Raw genomic sequence first — 20,056 nt, 5'->3', positions numbered from 1 at the left:
CACGTTCGGTGTCCTTGTAACATTTATAGCCCTCCCCATTGAACGAGAATCGTTTTAATAAGTGCGATGACGAAAGCGGAAAATACACCAAATAAAATAACAGAACCAGCTAATTTAAACATGTTACCACCAACGCCGAGTACAAAACCTTCTGTGCGGTGTTCGATACATGCGGCAATAACGGAGTTACCAAATCCAGTGACAGGTACAGCTGTGCCTGCTCCGGCAAATTGACCAAACCGATCGTATATACCAAATCCAGTTAATAACATGGAGATGAAAATAAGAGTTGCGACTGTTGGATTCCCTGCTGAGCGTTCAGTGAAATCGAAATACGTAATATAAAAAGTAGAAATGAGTTGCCCAATTAGGCAAATGAAACCACCAACGAAAAAGGCTTTTATACAGTTTTTTAAGACAGGACGCTTCGGTTCGCGTTCTTGCTCGAATTTTTTATATTCCTGTTGCACAGGGGTTAAGTTTTTATCTTTACTAGACATTGCAAACCTTCCTTTTCTTTTAAAAAGCGTTAAGTGTTAGACTCCATTTTTTTACCAATGAATTTTAATTGTTTATTAATTTCATCTTTAGATACTTTCTTTTCCTTAATTTTTCTTTCAAGCTTTTCAAGTAACATAAAGATTTTTTTATCTGTACTTACACGAACATCGAAAGTGGGGTGCTCATCACTTAGCTGCTTTTGGAGCTTCTTACGGAGAGGTTTTAATCCAAATCTTTCGTGATGCTCAGGTGTAACTGCTATGTAGAGATCTAAATTTGAATTTACTGCTGTACTTTTTATAATTTCATCCATAGTGAGAGCTCTTTTCTTGGCTCCTTGTGATATAGATTGATTAAAGGATTCCATACTCGTTTTTGTTAACTTTGGACCTTTCTCTTTCTCCGTTCGTTTTGCTTCTTCTTTCACTTTTTTATCTAAAGGACTATTATCACATCCGGTAAAAGAGCTAAATAGAAGGGCAAATAATACGGTTATGAGTCCGAGTTTTTGCATATTTATCATTCCATTTCTATTGCAATATGTAATGTGATAGAAAAAGGATGACTGCATATCATCCTTTTTCTATTTCACAGCAAGACTGATTCGTTATTGCTGTGAGTATTGTGGTTCTTCTTGTTTGACTTCTTCAACGCGTGGGTTTAAAGAATCGATAATCGTTTGTGTTTGCTGTGCAGCTGTTTGGAAAAGTTGCTTAGCTTGTTGGTTATCCGTATCAAGAGCGAATCCCTCTAAGCTAGCTTGTGCACTTTTTAATCCAGAAACAGTTTGTTTTAATTTCGTAATTACAGTCATTGAATGAAGCCCCCTTTGGAATATCAATTCAAAGATTATAATTTGTGAGTTGGGGTGAATTTATGATTGGAAAATTTAGGGGGGTGCTTTGTTAATATACTCATAACTAAGCGTCATAAAGGATTACGGGGATATTTTTATTGATTTAGATGGATTTTATTGCTATTATTATGAGAAGAAAATGAAGTGTTTTCTATTATCATGCGCCCATAGCTCAGTCGGATAGAGCGGTGGTTTCCGGTACCACGTCTTATATGACAAAGGAAACCAAATGTGCTTTAGGGTGCGGTATAAAGCTGTTTGTCGGAGTTTTTAACGCTTAACTTGAGCGGGAACAAACCGCAAACGTCCTACGTAGGCATTAGCGAATTATTGTCGCATAGTAAAAAGGTGCTACGTGTAACCAAATGAAGATAATGATAGTACATATGCGGAGAGCTTCCGTCTGAAATTCGTTTCAGATAGGGGGCTCTTTTTTTATTATGTCTAAAAGTATACGAGTAGTAAAAAGACGAAGAGAAGTAGTTGGGTGTTTTTGCCCATCCCCCCGAAAAGGTGGAATAAGGAGTACCTCACTGAAAGATTAGGGAAGTACTCCTTAAACATCGCTTACTCTGTTTCCGATATTACGTTTAATTGGGCTAATTCTTGAATAATTGCATCCAAATCAACAGACTCTTGTTGTATATTAAACTCGTATCTTCCATAGAAGTTAATATGTTGCCATGCAACTGGGGATATTTTTTTCATAACGGGGTAGCGTCAGGAAAATGCGGATTTACAACGTTAAGGAAACCAAAATATAAAAAGTCTAATTTCTCGGTGTTATAAGTGAAAAATTAGGCTTTAGTTACTTCATTAAAGCGCCTGATTGTTGAAGACTAAAGTTTATATTCACCAAGAAAATTGATGTGCTCTTATCCTAACAAATTTTATTTAGGACTTACATGTATGCCTTCACGCTCTCGCCAATCTGCGTAAAGTATACGCTTTACATTATCATATCCATTGGTAGTTAATTGGTTATCTAACCACTGTTGATCAAATCCGAGTTCATGTAAATTATCCCATAAAATTTCCCCATCTATAATTAACGATGTTGGGAGGTCTACTGGACTTTCTGGAAGATTGAGATCTGGTTTTTGATACTTGGATTTTAATAATAAACTTATTTGCCCATTAGCTTCCAATATACCGTATTTGACTTCGCGAACTGAAAAGACATTATTTTGACGGAGTATACTCAATACTTGATTTACATCCAATTTGTTCTTTGTAAGTAACTTTCTGTCCATAACACCATCTCGAATGATGATGTTAGGATTGCCTAATAAGAGAGAACGTGTCGATTTATTTTTTAGAGTCATAAACTCTATTCCCAACATAAGAAACGTCCACAATCCGATGGCATATAAAAAATGAAAAATCCCTACCTTATCTTCATAAATGTTATTTCCTAAAAAATCTCCAAGTACTAACACAAAAACTAAGTGAAACGGGGTTTAACTGATAGATGGATGTTCTGCCTGTTATGATAATGATAAAAAATAAAGTTGCAAAACCTACTATGACTTTGATTGCCAGTAAACCCAAAAAAACTTCACCCAAAATTTATTCCTCCATTTTATATTTCACTCGATTTCAAAAATCCTCATGTTTTAAAATATTTATATTACAACATGTAAGCTAATTAAAATCAGAAAGATAAATAATACCGGTTTTTTCAACTTATAATAATGGAGAAAGCACGCGAGCACCCTGTTCAACAATGCGCTCGGTCAGGGATCGTTGCACCAAGTCTTCAATTCTTAATGGTACAGAATCAGTAAGATCCCTCTCGAACTGCTCTGTGAGTTCCCTTGTCACATCAGCACTGTACACGACTTGACACACCTCATAATTCAGGCGAAAACTTCTCATATCATAGTTTGCTGAGCCTACGGCAGCAATCTCCTCATCGATGGTCAACACCTTCGCATGTATCATTCCTTTGTCGTACTGGTAGATTTGAACTCCAGCTTCTATAAGTTCTCCGTAATAAGTACGGCTTGCAAGACCCACGATTTTTTGATTATTGTGGCGAGGAACCAGCAATCTTACACGGACACCACGAGTTACTGCTGTCTTTAATGCCATGATAATATCCGTTTCTGGTACAAAATAGGGTGTTGTTAAATCAATAGTCTTGGTCGCCTGTGTTATACATATAAAGTAAGCTTGCCGAATGACTGGGGTAGGAATTCCAGGGTTTCCTTCCAACGTATGGATATACGCTTTATGCAATGTCCTAGTTTTTCCGGATATGTCCATTTTTTTATCATCAAGGGTGCTCAACTCTGATCCCAATTCGGCTGACCATTTGGAATGATCTGCTCTGCCGATTGAATTGATTTTCGTTACCTCTGATTTTGTTTTCAAATTTGTTTTTGATTTTATCCTTTCCGGCACAGCGATTTCCCAATGAACATCAAAAACAGTCTGCAAGTCGCCTGTTGCTTCCCCTATAATTTGCAAATGAGTGTCCCTCCAAAATCCTACGTCTGGCTTTAATCCTGTATATTCATACCCAACGTTCATACCGCCAGTAAAGGATTCCTTTCTGTCAATCGTCACAATCTTACAATGATCCCGATAATTCCAATTGGACAAAATCCAGGGAAATCGCAGAGGAAATATTGTCCTGCATTCTATCCCTGCTTCAACCATCTGCCGGATTTTTTCACGCGGGAATTTATAACTCCCCAAGCTATCTCTCATAAAACGAACCTGCACTCCATTTAATGCTTTTTCGATTAGCAGTTCTGTGATTCGATTACCAATTTGGTCGTTCCGATAGATGAAATATTCCAGATCAATGGTTTCTTGGGCTTTTTGCAGGGATACAAGGAGTTGATCATATTTTGCTATCCCATTGTTAAACACTTGGACTTGGCCCATTCGAAGCCCATTCACAGTGAAATGCCGTAAAGCATTGGCAATTACCGATGCTGAAGCACCGAATGTCTCAGGTAATTTGTTAGATTCATTTTTAGAACAGGTCAATCTTTTTCGATGAATAAACTTAGGGTTTGATATGCTAAGATATAGCCAGAAACCAATGACAGGTAAAAAAAGGACGATTATTATCCAATTCAAAGCCTTGGCAGGCCGACGAACTTCCCAAATTGCTATGAATAAGATAAAGAACGTATTTAACAGGTATAGATAAAAAATCCACTCCAACTGGAATCCCTCCTTCTGTTACTCTTAACATGTACAAACTATGTAACCAGTATACGTATGGAATATGAAGGGATTGTCTGTTATATATTATGGACTACCTTTATAAGAACTTGTATAAGATATTAAGAACGAAAAAAAGAGAATTAAGGTTGGGAAAGTTCTGACATCAAGAAAGGCGTAATGATCTGGGCACTGTCCTAACTAGAGACTTAGTGATTTTGAAAATTACCATCTGGTAAATTCCTAAATATAGGTATAATTTTTTATAAATTTGGAAAATGAAAGTGGTAAATGCAATAAGAAGTAAATAAGAGAAAACATTAATTTATATTGGGAGGAAATCGTCTTAAAATTAGTCGTTAACATCTTTTTTGTTAATGGTTAATGAATGATCGGTATCTCTAACAGCAGCATAAAAAAAATCTTTGATTTGAAGATATCCCTTTGCCTTTAGTTCTTCCTTTAACCACTTTTCATTTTTGTTGATAAATTTTAATTTACGCTTTTGCACTTTCCCTTCAATGACAACGGCTATGGGTAATCCGCGGTATTCCACTTTCATATGTAAATCTTTTGGAGTAATAGGAACTAATTCTTTTCTTGGAAAAATGCTAATTTCACCTGTTGCTTCCAAAATCGCATATTCATTATCGTGAATATCCGGATATCCTGTTGTTCTTAAATTAGACAACAGCTCAGGTAAAGGATATCTACTTTCCTTTAACTTTCGATTAAGATAAAAAAAGAATCGCTCCAAAATCATGAGGGGTAAGTTGGGCTAGAGCTGATTTCCCTAAAATATTTACTGCTACAATAAACACAATATAGATAAAAATAACTTGGGTGTTTTTGCCCATCCCCTCGAAAAGGTGGATTAAGGGATCTCCCTAAAAACAAATCCCCGTTAAAAGGCGCTTCCTTATGCAAGAATAGCGCCATTTAATGGAATAACTAAATTCTGACCTCTTCCATAAAATTACTTAATAAACTAACGCACCCCGATAGCGAGTATTTGGGTTGGGAGAAAATCGTATTAAACTGAGGGAGTTTAAGGTTTAAGTATTATCCTCCACAATTTAATTTTTAAAAATGTCAATTAGCTTTTTTATCGCACTAACTACTACTTCTGGTTCATCATTTTGTATAAAATGAGCACTGTTTTCAGCAATCACCAATTCACCATCTGAGGATATTTCAAGAATCTCTCTCTGCATGTCATTCCATAACTCTTGTGATTCCTTTGAATAATGAGCTTTCTTACCAGCTGAAAGAACAATTAATGGGACATTTAATTTAAGTCTGGTTTCTTTTAATTGCTTTAGACTTTCCATAAATTCATCATAATTGCCTTCATAAACAAATTGCTTGTTGTATGCTTGTTGAAAATCTTGTGACATCGTTGGGAGAAATCTTTCTCTGTAATCTTCAGGCGTAGAGTCAACTAAGACAAGTCCGCAAACTTCATTATGATATTCAGTTGCATATATCCGCATATTAACTCCACCAAATGAGTGACCAACTAATATGTACGGAGGTTTAATATTGGCTTCAATAAGAAGTTCCTTCAATTCTTTTACCATCTCACGGCTGGTTCTGGGGTTTGAACTTGTTTCACTTTTCCCAAGTCCTGCTCTATCATAAATTAGAACATTAGAGAGCATTGAAATATCCCCAATTACTGAATCCCAAGCCTTGGAAAAGTCTCCATATCCAGCGTCCATTATTATTGTTGGTTTTCCATTATTTTCCCCTATCAATTTAGCATATAGTTTACAATCACTTATTTGCACAAACATTTCTTTAGCCATTTAGTCCATTCCTCTCTTTTAGCCAACTATCATTAGTTAAAATTCAACAATTTTATGACATTCCTTCTTAATGTGTTTAAACTATCAAATGGTTGATTCTTGATTGTCAATGTCACTTTGATATTCAAGAATATCCCCAGGTTGACAGTCCAATGCCTTACAAATAGCTTCTAAAGTTGATAATCGAATCGCTTTAGCCTTTCCATTTTTCAAAATAGAAAGGTTAGCCATTGTGATTCCAACTCTTTCAGATAGTTCTGTTACACTCATTTTTCTTTTAGCTAACATCACATCGATATTGATTATAATTGCCACTGTTTCACCTCAGACCGTAAAATCATTTTCTGATTTTATATCTAAAACGTTTTTTAATAATTTCTGAAGAACCGCAGTGAAGACTGCAATAACAACAGAAGTAAAAATAATTGTTAATCCGATAATTGCTATTCCTGGGTGTAAGGCGTTTTGAGACATAAGAACGATGGTCCCTATCAAATATAAGATACTGATTGTAATTGCACAGTATTTTATATATTTCAAAACCTTTACAGACAATTCCGAAAAAGCATTGTTATTTTCAATGTAGTTTAAAAGTTTTAAAGCTTGATACAGAGCAAGGAAAAATGGTATCACAGTTACATACAAACCGATTAATACAGGATATTGCAAAAAAGCAAACTCCGGAAACATTTCTGCCGTATCATTTGCTAACCAAGGCAACCAAAATATACACAAGGCGAGTACCGTAATCCCAATAAGAAAAACAGCTATCTTTAAAAAAACAGTTGTTCCTCGTTTCATAAAAATGCACCTCACTTATTTATCGTTTTACAATAAATCATTATCCATATGCAATATATTATTGTTTTTTTTAAACAACCCCTTTTATTCTTATTTTTAGACTAAAATAAAAAGCATTCATCATTATAAAATACTTCACAATCCTTAGCTATTTAATTTATCTCTTGTTCAACTAAATGGTCCGTACGTGGAGCAAAAATTCCACACTCAATTCTTTGGGTTCTTTTTTGTTTATAAAGGTGTACTTTTAAAACCTGTCTAATAAAGGGTGGTTCTTGCGTTTATAAATCTATGAAAATATTTTTATAAACGTTTACTAAAATCGTCATACCTTTAGAAACTAAATATAGTAAAATAGTAGAAGAAAATATATCTTCTGGAGGAAGTTCATTGTGAAGATCGGTTATGTTCGCGTTTCATCTACAGATCAGAATGAAGAACGTCAAATCAAAAAAATGTTAGCTTTAGGCATCGAAGAGCGAATGATCTTTGTTGATAAACAAAGTGGAAAAGACTTTAATCGCCCCAGCTACCAGACGATGAAGCGTATCCTGCAGAAAGGGGATCTCCTTTATCTGGATGCCCTAGATCGATTGGGGAGGGATTACGAAGGGATTATCTATGAATGGAAACACATTACAAGGAACATTCAAGCAGATATTGTCGTGTTGGAAAACGAAACGTTATTTGATAGTCGTAAATATAGAGAGATGGGAGATATCGGAAAGTTAATGGAAGATCAGTTTCTAAACCTTCTCTCTTATGTGGCCGAACAAGAACGAAAAAAAATCAAACAGCGCCAAGCCGAAGGCATAGCGCTCGCCAAATCTCAAGGTAGACATTTGGGACGACCAAAGCTTAATTTACGGACCCTTTCCCATGAACAGCGCCAATTATTAGATTCTCACTATCCGAAGTGGAAAAATAAAGAGATCACGGGCGTTGAGTTCATGTGTTTACTTGGGTTGAAAAAGAACTCATTTTATAAAGTAGTCAGGGAATTTGAGATTGGAATATGAATATGGAGAATAATACAACTACCCAAAAACGGTTGAGGATTCTTAGCGAAGATGAAGTAAAGATCATTTATGACAGACCAGGTTTCTCATACGAAGATCGCTGTTCTTATTTTTCTCTTTCACAGCCAGAGAAAGAGCTGCTACACACATTGCGTTCTGTCAAATCTAAGGCTTATTTCGTTTTACAACTGGGTTATTTCAAAGCCAGACAACTATTTTTTACATTTGACCTCCATGAGGTAGAAGAGGATCTTCAATATATTCTGAAGGAACATTTCAACAACAGTCAAATTGATGACTTGAGTTCAATTGATAAGTCCACTAGGTTAAAACAACAACAATTGATTCTTAAATTATTTAACTACCACAGTTGCGGTGCCGAAGAACGGCGTAAGATGGAGGAAAAAGCTCAAAAGTCTGCGGCGTTTTGTGGTAAGCCGATTTACATCTTTCGAGAAATCATGAATTATTTGTCTGAAAACTGCATTGTTGTTCCTGGCTATAGTTTTATGCAAGATATGACAGGACAGGCAATAACCCATGAGCAAAACCGATTAATTTCATTGATGCAGGATCATCTAAAACAGAATGATATGGAATCCTTAGATCGATTACTTGAAGATTCTTCAGGGCTGTATGAAATAACACTACTGAAACACGAACCGAAAGACTTTAGCGCCACTGAAATAAAGCTTGAAATGAATCGTGGTAAACAAATACAGCATTTATATTACCTTGCTCAAGAACTGTTACCAAAGTTAGGTATTTCCAACGAAAGCATCAAGTACTATGCTTCATTAGTAAGTTACTACTCTGTCTACAAGCTCAAACGGCTGAATGTATGGATTGTTTATGTCTATTTGTTATGTTTTGTATCCCATCGTTATCAACGGATGCATGACAACCTGATCAATACCCTCATATATAGTGTAAGGGGGTATGCAGATGAAGCTAAATTAGCAGCAAAAGAACGAGTTTACGAGTGCTATACAGAGAGTAATCAAGACATCAAAAAAGCAGGGGAACTGCTTAAAATATTCACTGATGATCATATTCCTGCCAATACTCCCTTTAGGGATATTCAAGACCGTGCATTTACTATTTTGGAACGTCAGAAACTGGAATCCGTAGCCAAACAGATTACTACAAATATAAAATATGATGAAACTGCCTTCCAATGGGAACATATTGGTCAGCAGGCACGACGATTTAAACGTTATTTAAGACCTATATTTTTGCAGGTTGATTTCGTAGCTCCTTCACCAAATGATCCATTAATTAAAGCAGTGAATTTTATGAAAACTGCTTTTAATAAGAATAAAGCGTTAGGACAATATCACTCAGATGATTTGCCAAATGGTTTCATATCCGATGGTGTGAAGCGTTATATCTATGAACAAAAAACAATTTTAGCAGATCGATATGAATTTTTAGTCTATCGCCTCCTACGCAACCGTTTGGAAGCAGGAGATATTTTTTGTCGTGATAGTATCCGATTTCGCAGTTTTGAGGATGACCTGATCAATGATCGTCAATGGGAACAGAAAGAAATGTTGATCGCTGACACTGGTCTGACGATTTTCAACCAACCCATTCATAGTCATTTAGTGGAGCTTGAGAAGCGATTAGAAGATCGCATTACTAAAGTTAACCAGAGTATTTCATCTGGGAAAAATGAGCATCTTCAAATCAAAAAACGGGGTTCACATACCCGATGGACATTACCTTATACTCGTGACACAGAATCTATTAATCACTCATTCTACGATACATTAAAGCAAATAGACATTAGGAGTGTCTTGCATTTTGTTCAACAGCACTGTCAATTCCTTGACTCATTTGAGCACATCTTGGGACGTTATGCCAAACAGAATAAAGACAATCGAATTCTTGTCGCCTGTCTGATTGCTTGGGGAACCAACATGGGGTTAGGGAGAATGGGGGAAATTTCTGATATTAGCTATCCGTTACTGGCTGCCACATCTGATAACTTTATTCGTCTGGAGACTTTAAAAGAAGCGAATGATTGTATCAGTAATGCAATAGCCAAACTCCCAATCTTTAAACATTATGACATTGGGGAGACGATTCATTCTAGTAGTGACGGGCAGAAAGTTGAGACTCGAATCAATACCATTAATTCCCGTCATTCACCTAAATACTTTGGTCTTGGTAAAGGGATTGTTTCCTACACAATGGTAGCCAACCATATCCCTGTTAATGCTCGAATTATTGGGGCCAATGAGCATGAAAGTCATTATGTATTTGATATTTTATTTAACAACACAACTGATATTCAGCCTGATGTGCATTCCACGGATACACATGGAACCAATGAAGTGAATTTTGCTATCCTGAACTTTTTTGGTTATCAGTTTGCGCCTCGCTACAAGGATATTCACGATAAGGTCAACAAATCTCTTTACGGATTCAAACATCCAAGCCAATATGGAGATAACCTGATCAAGCCAGTTCGAAAGATTAATACGAATCTTATTATAGAGGAATGGGAAAATATTCAACGAATTATGTTATCCCTTGCAGTTAAAACAACCACACAAAGCATTATTATTGGTAAGCTAAGCGCTTATGCACGGAAGAACAAAACCAAACGTGCTTTATGGGAGTACGATAACATCATAAGAAGTCTATATTTTTTGGATTATATTGATTCTCCCCCTTTACGCCGGAATGTTCAAAAGGCATTAAATCGAGGGGAAAGTTATCATAAATTACGCAAAGCAGTATCCTTTGCCAATTTTGGAAAATTACGTTTCAAAAATGAAAATGATCAACATATTTGGGGCGAATGCAGTCGCTTACTCTCCAATTGCATTATTTATTACAATGCCAGTATTTTATCTAATATGTTGGCTTACAGAGAAACAAAGGCTCTAGATTCGGATGTTATGAAAAAAATATCCCCAGTTGCATGGCAACATATTAACTTCTATGGAAGATACGAGTTTAATATACAACAAGAGTCTGTTGATTTGGATGCAATTATTCAAGAATTAGCCCAATTAAACGTAATATCGGAAACAGAGTAAGCGATGTTTAAGGAGTACTTCCCTAATCTTTCAGTGAGGTACTCCTTATTCCACCTTTTCGGGGGGATGGGCAAAAACACCCAAAATGTTTTTATGGACAGTTGGCCAATTCCTTCCCAGTAAAATTGGTCACTTTTTGCATGTAAAACGAAATTGGTAGAATCATTTTTTGACATAATACACTCTCCATAAGTGGCGTCATTATTTTTTTAACTTTATTATACATAATAATGGAATCTAAGTATGAAAATATATATTATCAATCTAAAACAGTACGGTGGATATGCGTATTGTAAGTGTTAAACTTAAACAACTTATTGTAATCTTAACGTATCCTTATTGCAAATGGTGACAGCTTCGCTGGTACTCACCCTAATATTGCCGTCTATAGCAAAAATATTCATTTTAGTTACAACCCTTAGCGTACCTAAATCAAGGATTTGAATTCCAAAAAATGTCTTAACGTGGGTTTTATGTCATTTGGTTGGCGGGACCCCTGAACGAACAAAGTCTGGTCTTCAAGCAGCAAGATCAAGAGGAAAGAAAGGTGGGAGACCTACTAAGAAAGAAGATAAAGTGGAAATGGCTGTTAAGATGTATAAGAGTAAAGACTATACAATTAAGCAAATTACAGTGGCGACTGGTATCAGTAAGACCACGCTGTATAGGTATTTAGACAAGGCGCTATAGGGTTGCCTCAGTAAGTCGGTTGCAGAAATTACATTTTATGTAAATCATCTGACGGACTAGAGCAGCAACCCTGTGACTAGGCCATATTGAAAGTGTTGTATTTGAAAATGATAAAGCTAAATGTTTTTATGATAAATTCCCAGTAAATAAAGGTCATATGTTAATAGTACCGAAGAGACACTGTGAGGATTATTTTGGTTTAACTATTGAAGAAAAACTTTCAATAGATAAATTAGTATTGAGATGTCAACAGCGGTTCTATTTTCCCTAATTTCAGCGGTCCAAAATTCCCTATTACTAATTAACGGCCGGTTGTATGCCGGCTTTTTGCTTTTCACGAAGTCTAAATGATTGTCCTTTGATATTGAAAGTTGTGGAGTAATGCAACAATCTATCCAAAACCGCTGTTGCTAGGACGTCATCGCCAAATATTTTCCCCCACTCAATATACGATTTGTTAGAGGTTAAAATAATTGACCCTTTTTCATAACGTTTTGAAATGATACGAAAGAATAAATCTGCACTTAACTCATCAAACGGAAAGTATCCCATTTCATCAATTATGAGTACATCGCACCTACTTAACGATCGGACCAGGCGAGAAGTGGTTCCCCTTTGTTCTGCCTTGCGGCAGGAAGTAATGAAATCATCGGCCCGGGTGTAGTAAGCTGTGTATCCTTGACGAAGTGCTTCGATAGCGAAACCTATCGCCAAGTGGGTTTTACCAACACCTGGCGGTCCTAATAATAAGATATTTTCTCCATTCTCAATATAACGACCAGTTATTACTTCTTTTACACGCCGTTCGCTAACACTTGGTTGAAATGAGAAGTCAAAGTCTTCGATAGTCTTGTGAAACGGTAGCTTTGATTTCTTTATTCTAGTTTCTAGTGCTGCACCTTCTTTGTGTTCAATTTCATGTTGAAGAAGGGTGTTTAGAAATTCAGAATATGTTACATTATGTTTAGAGGCATCTTCTAGGATGCCATCTAATTGATTGGCTATGTAAACCAAGCCAACTTTCTTAAGACGTTCAGTTATAAGTTGTGCGTTCATTTGTGATCACCAGCTTTTAATTGTTCTTCATACACGTGAAGTGAACGTTGTTCCACTTCATGATTAGAGGGCTGAATGTGACGGGTCGCCAAACCGTTTTGTGTCACATCTGGCTCTTTTTTTATGTTCTTTATGTGGTTGATATCCGTTAATGATTTATTGATCCCAGAAATAATCGGATGAGTAGCGATGCACTCTAGATCAAAATAGATCTCTAAATGATGATCAAGAGTTTCCTTCACCTTTACTTCCATCCCTTTATAACGATAAGGAACCGAATAGTTTCGATCATTATAAGAAATCATGCTGCTTTCCGTTACGTAAGTAACCTTCCATTTACTTATTGGGAATAAGGGTCTCGTATTCCAATGTAATAAGTGTTTTTGTTCCTCTTCAAAACGCTGTAGAGGTGGCTCAAGCGTCGTTTGATTCGGTTTTTTATTGGCCACTTTGTCCAGCCATCCACTTAACATCTCATTCATCTCATGAAGTGTATTCTTTTGTTTTCTTTGCAGAAAATTCTTCTTAAGGTAACCAACCGCACTTTCTACTTTCCCTTTGGTTTGTGGTCTTGCTGGTTTACACGCTTTCGGAACAACTCCATAGTAAGCTAGGAATTCTTCGAACTTTCGATTAAAACGTATTTGTGTTGGACTATGTAAGGTGACTACCGTTTTCATATTGTCATAGAGTATGTGTTCAGGAACGCCGTTAAAATAGGCAAATGCATTCATGTGGCATTTCATTAGCTGCTCCATATTCATCGTATTTGTAATTTCCATGTATTTCATACGGGAGTAACCTAAAACGATGATAAATACATAAAGCTTTTGTTTCTTCCCATCAACCTCATGTTCTCCAATCTCTGCCCAGTCCATCTGTGCTTGCTTTCCAGGAGGTGTTTCAAAACGGATACTCGATTGTTTCTTTGGTTTCTGGCGATAAGGTCTGATGAAATCTCTTAAAATAGTCATCTTTCCTGGATAACCCATAGATTGAATTTCCTCAAGAAGCACTTCGCAGTTAGTGGTACCTTCCTTTAACCGTCTTAATAAATAGTCTTTATATGGATCTAAAAGGCTTGTTTTCAATTTACCGTGAGGTTGTTTTTTTTTCTTTGGTAACTCATTTTGATTTAAGTATTTTCGTATTGTTTTTGGATCAAAGCCTGTTAATTCTGCTATAGCAATCTGAGTCCAACCTTTTGAGTGATACTCTTTAATCATAAAAAATTCCCCATCCTTGATCATTATCTCTCTACACTCCAAGTTGTTTTTGAGATAATTATCCGTTATTATTGGGGAATTTCACACCGTTGTTATTAGGGATTTTACCACCGTTGTTTTCAGAGAAGTAAATCATTATTGGATTCAAGGTATAAACCGGAAGGTTACAACATTGGAGTGAATTGTGGGGAGACAGCAGGTCAAACGATTTTTCATTGTCACATACACTTAATACCAAGATACTTTAACGATATTAATGACCCCACAGGTGGTGTTAGAGGAGTGATTCCACAAAAAAGGATTTATAAATAATTATACATATTATTAGGAGGTTCCAATGCTAACAAATTTGTATTTGGTTAGACATGCCCATTCTACTTACACACCAGAGGAATTAAAAAGACCCTTATCAGAAAAAGGACTAAAAGATGCTTACAAAGTCAAAGAGTTACTAAGAGAAGAAAACATTGATCATGTTATCTCAAGTCCATATTTAAGGGCTATACAAACGGTTGAAGGAATAGCATTAACACTGGGCAGGGAGATTCAAATTGTAGATGAATTTAAAGAAAGAAAGCTAACGAAGGAAGATGTTAATGATTTTGAGCAAGCAATTAGAAAGGTTTGGGACAACCCTGATTTTTCTTGGGAAGGTGGAGAGTCAAACAAGAGTGCCCAACAAAGAGGAATTAAAGGCATTGAAATGGCTTTAGATAAATATGAAGGCAAAAATGTTGTTGTAGGAACACATGGAAATATTATGGTACTAATGATGAATTATTTTGATGAACAATACGATTTTGAATTCTGGAAGAAGCTTGCTATGCCAGATATATATAAACTTTCTTTCCAAAAAAAAACCTTAGTTAATTGTATAAGAATATGGAAAGATTCTAACTTAATTTAACTTGTGAAATCCTTATTAATAGTGAAGTATAAAGTTCTATTTCAAACGGTAGCTTGTTTAGTTGAACAAGTCAGTTAAAAAAAGTCGGTTCCTTAGCGTACAGGAATTCGACTTTTTTTAGTTAAAATTCGCTTAGCGTACAAAACTTCCGAAATGTTGGCTGTACCCCTATAATTCCCTCAACAACTTCGTTCTATTCATCTGATATTAAGCTAGTCCTGGCTTATATCGGCCGGACTAACTTAGAGCAAGAAAAAAATGCTAAGCCCGTCACATCAAAGGCTTAGCGTATATTTTGTTCATCCAGCCTAGTTATCCATTTTGATAAAACTTTAAGGTGCTCGCAGTCAAGCAACCGTTTTCCCAACGAAACTACACATTTTCAATAATAATCCTTTGTGCTGTTCTCAGGTTGCGTTTTACAGTTCTCAACACATTTTCTTCTTCTGCGTAAGCACCTACTTGCACACCGTCAACAATTACACGTTTAATAGCCATATTGCTTTTCAGATTAGTCGATTTTCTCTTCAAATTAAACGCGCGTGCTAACCCATTAACATGCCCTTGGGCAACCGCTTGCCGCCAATTCGGGTCTCTTAATTTTTGGGCATCGCTTGCATGATCAATAAATCCGTTCTCCGTTAATAAAGCGGGCATTCTGGTTTCTCGCAGTACATGGAAATCGGCCTTTTTTTTACCACGGTTATGCAAGTTATTTACTTTGACAATTTCTTCATGCATAATGTCCCGAATTAACGCTGTTCTCGATGAATCAGACAAACTGTTATGAATATAATCTTCATACCCATGAGCTGAACCGTTAAATGCATTAACGTGGATGGATAGAAAATAATCTGCACCCCAAGCATTCGCATCATCTGTACGTTCTTTCAAGCTGCGCGTAATATCTGCTGTTCTACTCATTTTAATTTGCAGGCCTTCATAATGGTTTTCCAAGAGATTCCGGATGCTATGGGAAATATTTAAGGTAATTTCTTTTTCCTGCATCCCATTGCCAATAGCTCCTGGGTCCACTCCCCCGTGACCAGGATCTAAATATAATTTAAACATTTTACACCACCTCGTACAAATACAATATGATCGAAGAGTAACGGAGGTATAGGAATTCGTCTGAGGTACATATAAAAATAGGTGATGATAGGCATTACATTTCATTGAATCAGATGATTTATTTTAAAGCTAAGAAATTTTCCAAATGCGAGACCATATGTATGAGCAGCAGGAATTAATGTTCCATATTTTTCGTGGGTCAGGCAAACTCTTTTCATCTAGACAGTAGGCTGATTGATTATTGATGCTTCTTTCTTAACAAAACACCTAAGTGATTCTCTGTGCATATACTGTATCATTACTACAGGATTATGATTAAATACAACTCAATCCATACATAAAATAATCAAGGAGAGGTTAATTTTGAAAATTCCAAAGACAGCCAAAGTTAGTATCCCCTTTCCATCCGTATGGGGGATTGATGCTTCTATTGCGGGGAGATCCATTATTAGAGGTATACTTACCATTGATTCCATTGTAGACAACAAAGTAGTAGGTACAGTTAATTTTCGTGGTATACCTATTCCGATTAATGGGTATTGGGACGAAAGCGCTAAACAAATAAGTTTCGATTCACCATATGCCTCCTTTTTTGGCAACTTGACAATATTTGATGAGACCGCTATAAGCATTCGGCATTTCGTTTTAAGTGGACGGTTTATAATGAAACCTCCCTCTTTGCTGGCTGGTGAATATGGAAATTGGATTGCTACAACCTTTACACCCCGTTTGGGACCTCCCATATATACTAATGTTTTACCACCTGCTGGTGCCTTTTCAGTCTCAAGTATGCTCTTGGGACAGCAATTGTTTTAATTAGACCATGACTTTATAAAAACAACCTTCGTTTGTGATTGACTAAGGTTGTTTTTTATAAAGTGTTCTCGGAAAATACAGCCTTGCTTTAAATCTGAGTTTAGCGTATATCTCCGTTAAAATGTACTCGGAACCCTTTGATGATCGTGCCTAGTTAGATAAACAAATATTGATACTTCCTTATAGAAATAGCCTGCTTGGTTAGGTACGTTGTTTCACAATCCCCGGAAATTTTTAATATAAGTAATGAATGCTTATTTTTTTCCTTCCGATAGCTTTCTATATAAAGAAGCTCTAGATACATTTGTAATTTCACAAATTTGATTTACAGTCATATTTCCTTCTTTATATAGCTTTACTGCATAATTCATTCCTGCGTGATTTTTATGATATTTCTTTAACCGTCCTTTAAACTTCCCTTCTTTCTTTGCGAGCTCAATTCCTTCACGCTGACGCATACGAATAAGGTCTCGCTCTAATTGGTTAACACCAGCCATTACCGTAATTAAGAATTGGCTATATGGATTATCTTCTGATAAATCTAGCCATGTATCCTTAAGTGATTTTAAGCTTCCCTTTTTATTTCGTATTAAATCAATCAATTCAAATAAATCTTGCGTACTTCGAGTGATCCGAGTTAAATCTGTAACATAAATAATGTCACCTTCCTGTAAATCCTCTAACATTTTTTGAAGTTGTTCACGATCTTTTGTGGCTCCTGAAGTTTTTTCTTCATAAATAATATCCATTCCAATTTCGTTCAATTGCCGAAATTGTCTTGAAGGATTTTGGCTAGTCGAACTGACGCGTACATAACGGGGTGGCGTCAGGAAAATGCGGATTTACAACGATAAGGAATTTCCAATATAAAAAGCCTGATTTCCCATCACCTAAATTGAGAAATTAGGCTCTTTTTTCGTTACTCCATAAACAGCATTCTATTACTGAATATGTAATTTACTTCGGGATAACAGGGACCCAGAGTTCGTGTCTTGGTTTATGCTTCGGACCGTAATAACATTCTATACACGGTAAATTTGCAAGTTCATACTCGGAGGTAGGGACCCACTCGGAATATAAACGTTTCCATGCATCCACTATGTTCGGAAAAACTGCCCATGTACTTGCGGGAATAATAAGCGTCTCCATATTTTCTGGGGATTCCCCATCGTATCTTACGCCCATGAAATAGGAAAATTGTTCATCTGTGATGGCAGCTTCTTTTCCGCAAACCCCCAGAAGGCTTTCAAGCGTGCATTTTGGATTTTCCCATGACATATCTACTAGTTCTTGCATAAATCCATCTTTTTTCGCAGTGTTCCAAAGCGTAGGGATTGTTTTAAATGCTCTGCTTGTTTTTACTGGCTTGCTTTTTCCGACAATTCTTAATTCAAAATCAAGGTTTTCAATTCTGTAGTCCATCTCGGTATCTCCTTTAATAGAAATTTGAAAGGAAATTTTGGGAAAGGCTTTTAACTGTACCCCTCTATTACGAGCATTGGAAGGGGTTACCCCATGCATTTTTTGAAAAGCACGTGAGAAAGTATCAGAAGAAATATAACCATATTTAATTGCCACATCGATGATCCGAATATCACTTTTTTGAATTTCAAATGCTGCAAGTGTTAACCGTCTTCGTCTAATATATTCTGATAGCGATACACCTGAGATTGAAGAGAACATTCTTGAAAAATGAAACTCAGAACAGTTAGCTGCTTTTGCAATCTCTTTGTAGTCTATTTCTTCATCCAGGCTATTTTCAATGTAGTTTAACGCATTGTTCATTCTTTCTAGCCAATCCATAAGTTTACTCCCTTTCAATATTTACTTTAAAACAAAATAGATAATAATTACCGACATTTCATGCCTAAAAATGTTGGTGAAAAAATACACCTTTTGATAGAATCAGGAAAAACTATTTGTTTCTTTCCGATAGATTTCTATATAATGAAGCCCTAGATACATTAGTAATTTCACAAATTTGATTTACAGTCATGCCGCCTTCTTTATATAGTTTTACTGCATAATTCATCCCTGCGTGATTTTTATGATACTTCTTTAAACGCCCCTTAAACTTTCCTTCTTTCTTTGCTAACTCAATCCCTTCACGTTGACGCATACGGATAAGGTCGCGCTCTAATTGGTTCACACCAGCCATTACTGTAATTAAGAATTGGCTGTATGGATTATCCTCTGATAAATTTAGCCATGTATCCTTGAGTGATTTTAAGCTTGCCTTTTTCCTTCGTATTAAATCAATCAATTCAAATAAATCCTGCGTACTCCGAGTGATCCGAGTTAAGTCTGTAACATAAATAATGTCGCCTTCCTGTAAATCCTGCAACATTTTTTGAAGTTGCCCGCGATTCTTTGTTGCACCAGAAACTTTTTCTTCAAAAATAATATCCATCCCGATTTCGTTTAATTGCTGAAATTGCCTTGAAGGATTTTGGTTAGTCGAACTGACACGTATATAACCAATTTTCCGCAAAATATCACCTCATTTTTGAGATAAGTCTTATGAGACACTCTTAACTATGATTTTATCAGTCTACTATAATTGTATCAATAGAGTACACTCTATTGATTTATAATTGAACTAATTAACTGAACAATTACAGAAATGAGATGATACTGTATGAAAGTTGCGAGAGGTAGAGAATTGCTTACATCGGAACAGCGACAGGTCCTTATGCAAATTCCTGAAGACGAGTGGGTGCTAGGAACCTACTACACTTTTTCCAAACGGGATTTAGAAATTATCAATAAGCGAAGGAGAGAAGAAAACCGTTTAGGGTTCGCCGTTCAATTAGCTGTTCTTCGATATCCCGGTTGGCCATACACTCATATCAAAAACATCCCGGATTCAGTCATACATTATATATCAAAACAAATCGGTGCTAGTCCATCCTCGCTAAAGCTTTATCCTCAAAGAGACAATACACTTTGGGATCATTTGAAAGAAATTCGAATTGAATATAAACTAGTAACTTTTACTCTGAAAGAATATAGAATGACATTTAAGCACCTACATCAATTGGCTTTGGAAAATGGTGATGCCATTCATCTACTACA

The 20,056-nt window shown here is 36.1% G+C and carries 22 protein-coding genes and 3 pseudogenes; 8 read left to right on the top strand and 17 right to left on the bottom strand.

Annotated features, from left to right (window positions below; all coding sequences use genetic code 11):
- Nucleotides 1-23: 23 nt before the first annotated feature.
- The 10 genes and pseudogenes from spoVAC to KVT31_RS28585 form a co-directional block, all read right to left on the bottom strand.
- On the bottom strand, nucleotides 24-500 hold the full coding sequence (gene spoVAC / locus KVT31_RS28630; RefSeq protein ID WP_000095403.1) for a stage V sporulation protein AC: 477 nt from the start codon (nucleotides 498-500) through the stop codon (nucleotides 24-26).
- Nucleotides 501-529: 29 nt separating this feature from the next.
- Nucleotides 530-1,015: a YhcN/YlaJ family sporulation lipoprotein gene (locus KVT31_RS28625; protein ID WP_001170598.1), complete on the bottom strand. Its 486-nt coding sequence runs from the start codon at nucleotides 1,013-1,015 to the stop codon at nucleotides 530-532.
- Between the two features lie 93 nt (nucleotides 1,016-1,108).
- Nucleotides 1,109-1,315 carry a DUF1657 domain-containing protein gene (locus KVT31_RS28620; RefSeq protein ID WP_000216164.1) on the bottom strand — a complete coding sequence of 69 codons (207 nt, stop codon included), beginning with the start codon at nucleotides 1,313-1,315 and terminating at the stop codon, nucleotides 1,109-1,111.
- Between the two features lie 609 nt (nucleotides 1,316-1,924).
- A complete protein-coding gene (locus KVT31_RS28615) occupies nucleotides 1,925-2,065 on the bottom strand; it encodes a hypothetical protein (protein ID WP_000724271.1) in 141 nt (46 codons plus the stop codon).
- Between the two features lie 182 nt (nucleotides 2,066-2,247).
- Complete coding sequence (locus tag KVT31_RS28610) at nucleotides 2,248-2,796, bottom strand: DUF421 domain-containing protein (protein WP_002029079.1); 549 nt, start codon at nucleotides 2,794-2,796, stop codon at nucleotides 2,248-2,250.
- 247 nt (nucleotides 2,797-3,043) lie between these two features.
- Nucleotides 3,044-4,537: a phospholipase D-like domain-containing protein gene (locus KVT31_RS28605; protein WP_000454745.1), complete on the bottom strand. Its 1,494-nt coding sequence runs from the start codon at nucleotides 4,535-4,537 to the stop codon at nucleotides 3,044-3,046.
- Between the two features lie 352 nt (nucleotides 4,538-4,889).
- Nucleotides 4,890-5,394: pseudogene (locus tag KVT31_RS28600) on the bottom strand (DUF421 domain-containing protein).
- A gap of 219 nt (nucleotides 5,395-5,613) precedes the next feature.
- Nucleotides 5,614-6,345, bottom strand: a complete 732-nt coding sequence (locus KVT31_RS28595) for an alpha/beta fold hydrolase (RefSeq protein WP_001040756.1) — start codon at nucleotides 6,343-6,345, stop codon at nucleotides 5,614-5,616.
- Nucleotides 6,346-6,429: 84 nt separating this feature from the next.
- Complete coding sequence (locus KVT31_RS28590) at nucleotides 6,430-6,660, bottom strand: helix-turn-helix domain-containing protein (RefSeq protein WP_000974627.1); 231 nt, start codon at nucleotides 6,658-6,660, stop codon at nucleotides 6,430-6,432.
- 9 nt (nucleotides 6,661-6,669) lie between these two features.
- Entirely contained in the window at nucleotides 6,670-7,146 is a 477-nt protein-coding gene (locus tag KVT31_RS28585; RefSeq protein ID WP_000820334.1) for a DUF2975 domain-containing protein, read from the bottom strand.
- A 392-nt stretch (nucleotides 7,147-7,538) separates the two neighbouring features.
- Here KVT31_RS28585 and KVT31_RS28580 point away from each other — a divergent pair, with 392 nt between their 5' ends.
- Both KVT31_RS28580 and KVT31_RS28575 read left to right on the top strand, forming a co-directional pair.
- Complete coding sequence (locus KVT31_RS28580; protein ID WP_065382358.1) at nucleotides 7,539-8,165, top strand: recombinase family protein; 627 nt, start codon at nucleotides 7,539-7,541, stop codon at nucleotides 8,163-8,165.
- 2 nt (nucleotides 8,166-8,167) lie between these two features.
- Nucleotides 8,168-11,215 (top strand): Tn3 family transposase, encoded by a 3,048-nt coding sequence (locus KVT31_RS28575; RefSeq protein WP_012477907.1) that lies wholly within the window; start codon nucleotides 8,168-8,170, stop codon nucleotides 11,213-11,215.
- Nucleotides 11,216-11,298: 83 nt separating this feature from the next.
- Here the strand turns inward: KVT31_RS28575 and KVT31_RS30500 are convergent.
- Nucleotides 11,299-11,391, bottom strand: a pseudogene (locus tag KVT31_RS30500) (AraC family transcriptional regulator); the annotation flags it as partial.
- A gap of 322 nt (nucleotides 11,392-11,713) precedes the next feature.
- Between KVT31_RS30500 and KVT31_RS28570 the strand changes: the two are divergent.
- Nucleotides 11,714-11,905 (top strand): annotated as a pseudogene (locus tag KVT31_RS28570) (helix-turn-helix domain-containing protein); the annotation flags it as partial.
- Nucleotides 11,906-11,990: 85 nt separating this feature from the next.
- Entirely contained in the window at nucleotides 11,991-12,176 is a 186-nt protein-coding gene (locus KVT31_RS30815; protein WP_078214948.1) for an HIT family protein, read from the top strand.
- A gap of 26 nt (nucleotides 12,177-12,202) precedes the next feature.
- On the opposite strand, the gene istB is transcribed toward KVT31_RS30815, so the two are convergent.
- Nucleotides 12,203-12,961, bottom strand: coding sequence for an IS21-like element ISBce16 family helper ATPase IstB (gene istB / locus KVT31_RS28560; RefSeq protein WP_000993737.1), 759 nt, complete (start codon nucleotides 12,959-12,961; stop codon nucleotides 12,203-12,205).
- A complete protein-coding gene (gene istA, locus KVT31_RS28555; RefSeq protein ID WP_000588560.1) occupies nucleotides 12,958-14,211 on the bottom strand; it encodes an IS21-like element ISBce16 family transposase in 1,254 nt (417 codons plus the stop codon). Before istA ends, istB begins: the two co-directional genes overlap by 4 nt.
- Before the next feature lie 114 nt (nucleotides 14,212-14,325).
- On the opposite strand from istA, the gene KVT31_RS28550 reads away from it, so the two are divergent.
- Both KVT31_RS28550 and KVT31_RS28545 read left to right on the top strand, forming a co-directional pair.
- Entirely contained in the window at nucleotides 14,326-14,499 is a 174-nt protein-coding gene (locus KVT31_RS28550; RefSeq protein ID WP_014315595.1) for an HIT family protein, read from the top strand.
- Nucleotides 14,500-14,524: 25 nt separating this feature from the next.
- Nucleotides 14,525-15,094 (top strand): histidine phosphatase family protein, encoded by a 570-nt coding sequence (locus KVT31_RS28545; RefSeq protein ID WP_000957215.1) that lies wholly within the window; start codon nucleotides 14,525-14,527, stop codon nucleotides 15,092-15,094.
- A 372-nt stretch (nucleotides 15,095-15,466) separates the two neighbouring features.
- On the opposite strand, the gene KVT31_RS28540 is transcribed toward KVT31_RS28545, so the two are convergent.
- Nucleotides 15,467-16,165, bottom strand: coding sequence for an N-acetylmuramoyl-L-alanine amidase family protein (locus KVT31_RS28540; protein WP_000475617.1), 699 nt, complete (start codon nucleotides 16,163-16,165; stop codon nucleotides 15,467-15,469).
- A gap of 363 nt (nucleotides 16,166-16,528) precedes the next feature.
- Between KVT31_RS28540 and KVT31_RS28535 the strand changes: the two genes are divergently transcribed.
- Entirely contained in the window at nucleotides 16,529-16,981 is a 453-nt protein-coding gene (locus KVT31_RS28535) for a hypothetical protein (protein ID WP_000701227.1), read from the top strand.
- Between the two features lie 254 nt (nucleotides 16,982-17,235).
- Here the strand turns inward: KVT31_RS28535 and KVT31_RS28530 are convergent, their stop codons facing one another.
- The 3 genes from KVT31_RS28530 to KVT31_RS28520 form a co-directional block, all read right to left on the bottom strand.
- Complete coding sequence (locus KVT31_RS28530) at nucleotides 17,236-17,811, bottom strand: recombinase family protein (protein ID WP_033656251.1); 576 nt, start codon at nucleotides 17,809-17,811, stop codon at nucleotides 17,236-17,238.
- A 127-nt stretch (nucleotides 17,812-17,938) separates the two neighbouring features.
- Nucleotides 17,939-18,784: an AraC family transcriptional regulator gene (locus KVT31_RS28525; protein WP_000383881.1), complete on the bottom strand. Its 846-nt coding sequence runs from the start codon at nucleotides 18,782-18,784 to the stop codon at nucleotides 17,939-17,941.
- Nucleotides 18,785-18,896: 112 nt separating this feature from the next.
- Nucleotides 18,897-19,472: a recombinase family protein gene (locus KVT31_RS28520; RefSeq protein ID WP_048548526.1), complete on the bottom strand. Its 576-nt coding sequence runs from the start codon at nucleotides 19,470-19,472 to the stop codon at nucleotides 18,897-18,899.
- 147 nt (nucleotides 19,473-19,619) lie between these two features.
- Between KVT31_RS28520 and KVT31_RS28515 the strand changes: the two genes are divergently transcribed.
- Nucleotides 19,620-20,056: DUF4158 domain-containing protein (locus tag KVT31_RS28515; protein ID WP_144533882.1), on the top strand; the 437-nt coding region annotated here is incomplete at its 3' end.

It is taken from the genome of Bacillus sp. GbtcB14 (genome assembly GCF_019091205.1).
Classification (GTDB): domain Bacteria; phylum Bacillota; class Bacilli; order Bacillales; family Bacillaceae_G; genus Bacillus_A; species Bacillus_A cereus_AG.
Note: the sequence above shows the minus strand (reverse complement) of the source record. Positions and strands in the feature narration are given on the sequence as shown.